Origin of the sequence: Raoultella sp. (genome assembly GCF_039594335.1) — a bacterium.
GTDB lineage: Bacteria > Pseudomonadota > Gammaproteobacteria > Enterobacterales > Enterobacteriaceae > Klebsiella.
Genome location: NZ_JBCNNS010000195.1, coordinates 1 through 5,897, shown reverse-complemented (window position 1 = coordinate 5,897; position 5,897 = coordinate 1). Strand labels below are relative to the sequence as shown.

General features: G+C 51.5%; 8 protein-coding genes and 1 pseudogene. All 9 read right to left on the bottom strand.

Features of this window, described 5'->3' with window-relative positions:
* Positions 1–84 (bottom strand): hypothetical protein (locus ACZAHD_RS21075; RefSeq protein ID WP_462458489.1); only part of this gene is annotated, 84 nt, incomplete at its 3' end.
* Positions 85–134: 50 nt separating this feature from the next.
* On the bottom strand, positions 135–1,676 hold the full coding sequence (gene atpA, locus ACZAHD_RS21070; protein WP_012543303.1) for a F0F1 ATP synthase subunit alpha: 1,542 nt from the start codon (positions 1,674–1,676) through the stop codon (positions 135–137).
* Positions 1,677–1,688: 12 nt separating this feature from the next.
* Positions 1,689–2,222 carry a F0F1 ATP synthase subunit delta gene (gene atpH, locus ACZAHD_RS21065; RefSeq protein WP_004202307.1) on the bottom strand — a complete coding sequence of 178 codons (534 nt, stop codon included), beginning with the start codon at positions 2,220–2,222 and terminating at the stop codon, positions 1,689–1,691.
* Positions 2,223–2,236: 14 nt separating this feature from the next.
* Positions 2,237–2,707, bottom strand: coding sequence for a F0F1 ATP synthase subunit B (gene atpF, locus ACZAHD_RS21060; RefSeq protein ID WP_004107293.1), 471 nt, complete (start codon positions 2,705–2,707; stop codon positions 2,237–2,239).
* Between the two features lie 50 nt (positions 2,708–2,757).
* Entirely contained in the window at positions 2,758–2,997 is a 240-nt protein-coding gene (gene atpE / locus ACZAHD_RS21055) for a F0F1 ATP synthase subunit C (protein WP_000429386.1), read from the bottom strand.
* 48 nt (positions 2,998–3,045) lie between these two features.
* A complete protein-coding gene (gene atpB, locus ACZAHD_RS21050; protein ID WP_016162026.1) occupies positions 3,046–3,861 on the bottom strand; it encodes a F0F1 ATP synthase subunit A in 816 nt (271 codons plus the stop codon).
* A 7-nt stretch (positions 3,862–3,868) separates the two neighbouring features.
* Positions 3,869–4,249 carry a F0F1 ATP synthase subunit I gene (gene atpI, locus ACZAHD_RS21045; RefSeq protein ID WP_008806719.1) on the bottom strand — a complete coding sequence of 127 codons (381 nt, stop codon included), beginning with the start codon at positions 4,247–4,249 and terminating at the stop codon, positions 3,869–3,871.
* A 616-nt stretch (positions 4,250–4,865) separates the two neighbouring features.
* Positions 4,866–5,489 (bottom strand): 16S rRNA (guanine(527)-N(7))-methyltransferase RsmG, encoded by a 624-nt coding sequence (gene rsmG, locus ACZAHD_RS21040; protein ID WP_008806718.1) that lies wholly within the window; start codon positions 5,487–5,489, stop codon positions 4,866–4,868.
* A gap of 116 nt (positions 5,490–5,605) precedes the next feature.
* Positions 5,606–5,897, bottom strand: a pseudogene (gidA, locus tag ACZAHD_RS21035) (tRNA uridine-5-carboxymethylaminomethyl(34) synthesis enzyme MnmG); the annotation flags it as partial.

Below are 5,897 nucleotides of genomic sequence, written 5' to 3'. Positions count from 1 at the left end.
GGCGACCATCTCCATCGCTTTAGTGATCTTTTGCGTGTTCTGGACGCTTGCGATCTTACTACGTATCTCTTTTGCGCCGGCCATGAGCTTCTCCTCAATGCCTTGCGGCCTGCCCTAAGACAGACCGCCAGACGTTACCAGGACTGGGTTGCTTTGAAGGAATCGAGGATGCCTTTCAGCTTGCCTTCGATTTCGTCGTTATAGCCACCGGACTGGTTAATCTCTTGCATCAGCGGAGCGTGATCACGGTCGACGTAAGCCAGCAGAGCGGCTTCGAAGCTACCGATTTTCGCCAGTTCTACATCAGCCAGGTAACCACGTTCTGCTGCGAACAGAACCAGAGACTGCTGCGCGACGGACATCGGCGCATACTGTTTCTGTTTCAGCAGCTCGGTCACTTTCTGACCGTGGTCCAGCTGTTTGCGGGTTGCATCGTCAAGGTCGGATGCAAACTGGGAGAACGCTGCCAGTTCACGATACTGCGCCAGTGCGGTACGGATACCACCGGACAGTTTCTTCATGATCTTGGTCTGCGCTGCACCACCAACACGGGATACGGAGATACCCGGGTTAACCGCAGGACGAATACCGGCGTTGAACAGGTTGGTTTCCAGGAAGATCTGACCATCGGTAATGGAGATTACGTTGGTCGGAACGAATGCGGAAACGTCACCCGCCTGCGTTTCGATAATCGGCAGTGCGGTCAGAGAACCGGTTTTCCCTTTCACTTCACCTTTGGTGAAAGCTTCAACATATTCGGCGTTAACACGCGCAGCACGCTCCAGCAGACGAGAGTGGAGGTAGAATACGTCGCCCGGGAAGGCTTCACGTCCTGGCGGACGACGGAGCAGCAGGGAGATCTGACGATAAGCAACAGCCTGTTTAGACAGGTCATCGTAAATGATCAGCGCATCTTCACCGCGGTCGCGGAAGTATTCGCCCATTGCGCAACCGGCGTATGGCGCCAGGTATTGCAGTGCAGCAGATTCGGATGCAGTCGCTACCACCACAATGGTGTTAGCCAGCGCGCCGTGCTCTTCCAGTTTACGCACCACGTTAGAGATGGTGGACGCTTTCTGGCCGATAGCAACATAGACGCACTTGATACCGGAATCACGCTGGTTGATGATGGCATCGATAGCCAGCGCAGTTTTACCGGTCTGACGGTCGCCGATGATCAGTTCACGCTGACCACGACCGATTGGGATCATGGCGTCAACGGATTTATAACCGGTCTGTACCGGCTGATCGACGGACTGACGTTCGATGACGCCCGGTGCGATCGCTTCTACGGCGGAGAAACCGTCGTTTTCCAGCGGACCTTTACCATCAATTGGCGCGCCCAGGGTGTTAACCACACGGCCCAGCAGGCCACGGCCAACCGGAACTTCCAGGATACGGCCAGTACATTTAACCTTCATGCCTTCGGCGAGGTCAGCATACGGACCCATCACCACGGCACCAACGGAGTCACGCTCCAGGTTCAATGCGATAGCGTAACGGTTACCCGGCAGGGAGATCATCTCACCCTGCATACATTCGGCAAGGCCGTGGATGCGGATAACACCGTCACTTACAGAAACAATAGTACCTTCGTTATGAGCTTCGCTCACAACATTGAACTGAGCAATGCGCTGCTTGATCAGTTCGCTGATTTCGGTGGAATTCAGTTGCATGCTCCAGTCCCCTTAAGACTGCAAGACGTCTGCAAGGCGATCAAGACGGCCGCGTACGCTGCCATCAATGACCATATCACCCGCACGGATGATAATACCTGCCATAACAGACTTATCGATTTTGCAATTCAGCTTAACTTTGCGTGACAGACGTTTTTCCATCGCGCTGACGATCCTGGCAAGCTGTTCATCACTCAGTTGGTTGGCAGATATTACTTCTACCTCTGCGATGGCCTCACTGGCCGCGCGCAGGTGAATGAATTGCTCAAGAACGTCCGGGAGCACCTTCAGACGATTGTTTTCCGCCATCACCTTAATCAGGTTCTGGCCGTTTTCGTCGAGTTGCTCGCCGCAGATAGCGATAAACGCTTCTGAGAGCGTTTCCGGCGCCAAAGCACCGGAGAGAAGCTCTGCCATTTGGTCGTTTTTGGTCACTTCGGCGGCAAACGCCAGCATATCCTGCCAGCGTTCAACACTGTTGTGTTCGACGGCAAAGTCAAAAGCTGCTTTGGCGTAGGGGCGAGCTACCGTTACAAATTCAGACATCAGCCCCTCCCTCCTTACAGTTCAGCGACAAGTTTATCCACGATGTCGCTGTTAGCAGCTTCATCCACGGAACGTTCGATGATCTTCTCGGCGCCAGCAACAGCCAGGATAGCGACCTGCTTACGCAGCTCCTCACGTGCACGTTTACGCTCAGCATCAATTTCAGCCTGCGCTTGTGCAACGATTTTGGTGCGTTCCTGTTCTGCTTCAGCTTTAGCTTCGTCCAGAATCTGAGAGCGACGCTTGTTCGCCTGCTCAATGATTACCTGGGCTTCCGCTTTCGCTTTTTTCAGCTGGTCGGTCGCGTTGGCCTGTGCAAGGTCCAAATCTTTCTTAGCGCGTTCTGCAGAAGCTAAACCGTCAGAAATCTCTTTCTGGCGTTTTTCGATGGCAGCCATTAAAGGCGGCCATACGTACTTCATGCAGAACCATACGAAGATAACAAACGCGATGGCCTGGCCGAGGATTGTTGCGTTCATGTTCACAGCACAATACCTCTTTAATTAACTCTGTGGCTTAGGTTTCTAACAACTTACTACGCGACGGCGAACATCACGTACAGACCCAGACCTACAGCGATCATCGGGATAGCATCCACCAGACCCATAACGATAAAGAACTGAGTACGCAGCAGAGGAATCAGATCCGGTTGACGCGCTGCGCCTTCCAGGAATTTACCTCCGAGGATGCCGATACCGATCGCAGCACCGATTGCCGCCAGACCCATCATCACAGCGGCAGCCATGTACAGCAGATCCATATTCAGGTTTTCCATGACAGTCTCCAGTTTGTTTCAGTTAAAACGTAGTAGTGTTGGTAAAAATCAATGCTCTTCAGACGCCATCGACAGATAGACAATCGTCAGAACCATGAAGATGAAGGCTTGCAGCGTAATAATCAGGATGTGGAAAATGGCCCAAGGCACATTCAGGATCCACTGTGACCACCACGGCAACAGACCAGCAATCAGAATGAAAATCAGCTCACCGGCATACATGTTGCCGAACAGTCGCAGACCAAGAGAAACCGGTTTGGACAGCAGGCTTACCCCTTCAAGGATTAAGTTGACAGGAATGAACGCCCAGTGATTGAACGGCTGCATGGTCAGTTCTTTAACGAACCCACCTACGCCTTTCATTTTGATGCTGTAGAAAATGATCAGGATGAACACGCCAAGCGCCATCGACAGGGTGATGTTCACGTCGGCAGACGGAACCACGCGCAGTGCAGGCAGGCCGAGTATGTGCTCACCGATCCAAGGTAAGAAATCGATAGGCAAGAGGTCCATCAGGTTCATCAGGAAGACCCAGACGAACACGGTCAGCGCCAGTGGCGCGATAACCTTGCTCTTGCCATGGTACATGTCTTTGACGCTGCCATGGACGAAGCCGATGATCATTTCGATGAAGGTTTGGAATTTCCCTGGTACGCCGCTGGTCGCTTTCTTAGCAACGCTACGGAACATGGCAAGGAACAGCAGACCGAGAACCACCGAGAAAAACATGGAGTCAATGTTGAGCGTCCAGAAGGTGGCTGTGTGGTTGTGCGGATCCACCAGCGAGAATGTACGTAGGTCCAGCTGAAGGTTGTTCAGATGGTGTCCTATGTAATCCTGCGGCGTCATATTTTCTGAAGCCATGATGCCTTTACCCTTTGTTGTTAATTACAGCTGGCGCCAGAACTTGTACCACCAGCACCAAAACCCACGTCACGATCAGCGGCATAAATACCACTTTTAAAACAGCCAGCGCCATCGCCAGAAGGGCGAAGGTCAGCAACACCTTGAAGGCTTCACCGAAGGCGAAGGTCCAGGCCACACGGCCTTTTGCTGGTGTATGCGCCTGATGACGCCAGGCAAAAATCATAAACATCAGGTTCGGCAAAACCACCGCCAAACCGCCGCATACAGCGGAAATGCCCCAGAAGGGGTCTTTGAGGCTGAACAGCAGTCCACTTGCTATTACTGCCAGTAACTGAATAAACAGAAGCTTGCGAGCAACGTTTCGACTCAAGAGCGACACTGACATCACGTTTTTACTCCTGCTCCCTTTGAGGTATGTCGCGTGTCGTATAAAACGTCCTTTAAGACGAAGAGTCAAGCATCAAAAAGCGGACAAATTATACGGTGACGCCCCGTGATTTCAAACAATAAGTAGCAAAATAGTGAATAAATGTTTAATTATTTTCCAACGGACAACTTTCCGTGCATTTCAGCGTTCTGTGAGCAGTCATACAAAACTGCAAATAACGTGGAAACACGGCAATTAAAGCGTGCATTAGATCACATAATAAACATTTCAAGCGCCCTTTAATGAATCAAGGACATAAAACGCTATTTTTCATGCTTTTGATATTCAAGATAAAAAGTGAGGACATTATCTAAAACAACCTCACATACAATAAAAACCTTTTATTGACATTTATAATAAAAATTTAACATCACTATGCTGTTCATCCGTGTCGATTTTTAGCACCCTGATATTTTCAAAGTTGACTATTTTGTCAGTGAATCACTTATGCTAAGTTAACCGCAGGAAAAGCCATAGTAAAAACATGGTTAAATGCAGTCCGATAATATCGCGGAGTGACCTTTATTTTTGTAACATCCGCGGGCGACATTTTTTCCACATTTTTTGATAAAAATTAACGCGATTTTGGTTGAATCACCACCAGGTGTCGCTCCCCTTCCAGCTGAGGAACATGAAGCTCAATCACCTCGGCAATACCATACCCTTCCGGCAGGTTTTCCATTTCGTCTTTTTGCGCTAACCCTTTGAGTGCATAGAAGTGACCGTTCGCTGCCGGCAGATGATGGCACCAGCTCACCATATCATTGAGCGATGCGAAGGCGCGGCTTATCACACCGTCAAACGGCGGTTCGGCCGGGAAGGCTTCCACGCGGCTCTGCACCGGGGTGACATTATCCAGCTTCAGCTCATGCTGCACCTGACGCAGGAAGCGCACGCGCTTGCCGAGACTGTCGAGCAGGGTGAAATGCGACTCCGGACGCACGATGGCCAGTGGAATGCCAGGGAGCCCCGGTCCGGTCCCGACATCGATAAAGCGCGAGCCCTGCAGATAAGGCGCCACGATGATGCTGTCGAGGATATGACGCACCAGCATCTCATTCGGATCGCGAACGGAGGTCAGGTTATAGGCTTTGTTCCACTTATCGAGCAGCCCGACGTAGGCCACCAGCTGGTTTTTCTGGTGATCGGTGAGCGAAATACCCGCTTCATCCAGCAGACGAGAAAGTTTGTTGAGCACAGTCTGTACCTTCAAAAAATAATGAGCCCGGAGGCGCTAACGCTTACCGGGCTATGAATGATAAAGGCGAACGCTGATTATGCAACAGTGAAATCAGCGCAGGCAGGCGGCCGCAATCAGGCGCTGCGGCGCAGCATCCCCTGCTTTTTCAGCCAAACCAACAAAATGGAGATCGCCGCCGGCGTGATCCCGGAAATGCGTGACGCCTGCCCTATCGACGACGGCTTATGGTCGTTCAGTTTGGCGATCACTTCGTTAGACAGCCCGGTGACCTGGCGGTAATCGAGTGTCGCCGGCAGCACGGTATTCTCATTACGCTGCTGTTTCTCGATCTCATCCTGCTGGCGAGCGATGTAACCTTCATACTTCACCTGGATCTCTACCTGCTCGGCCGCTTGCTGATCTTCC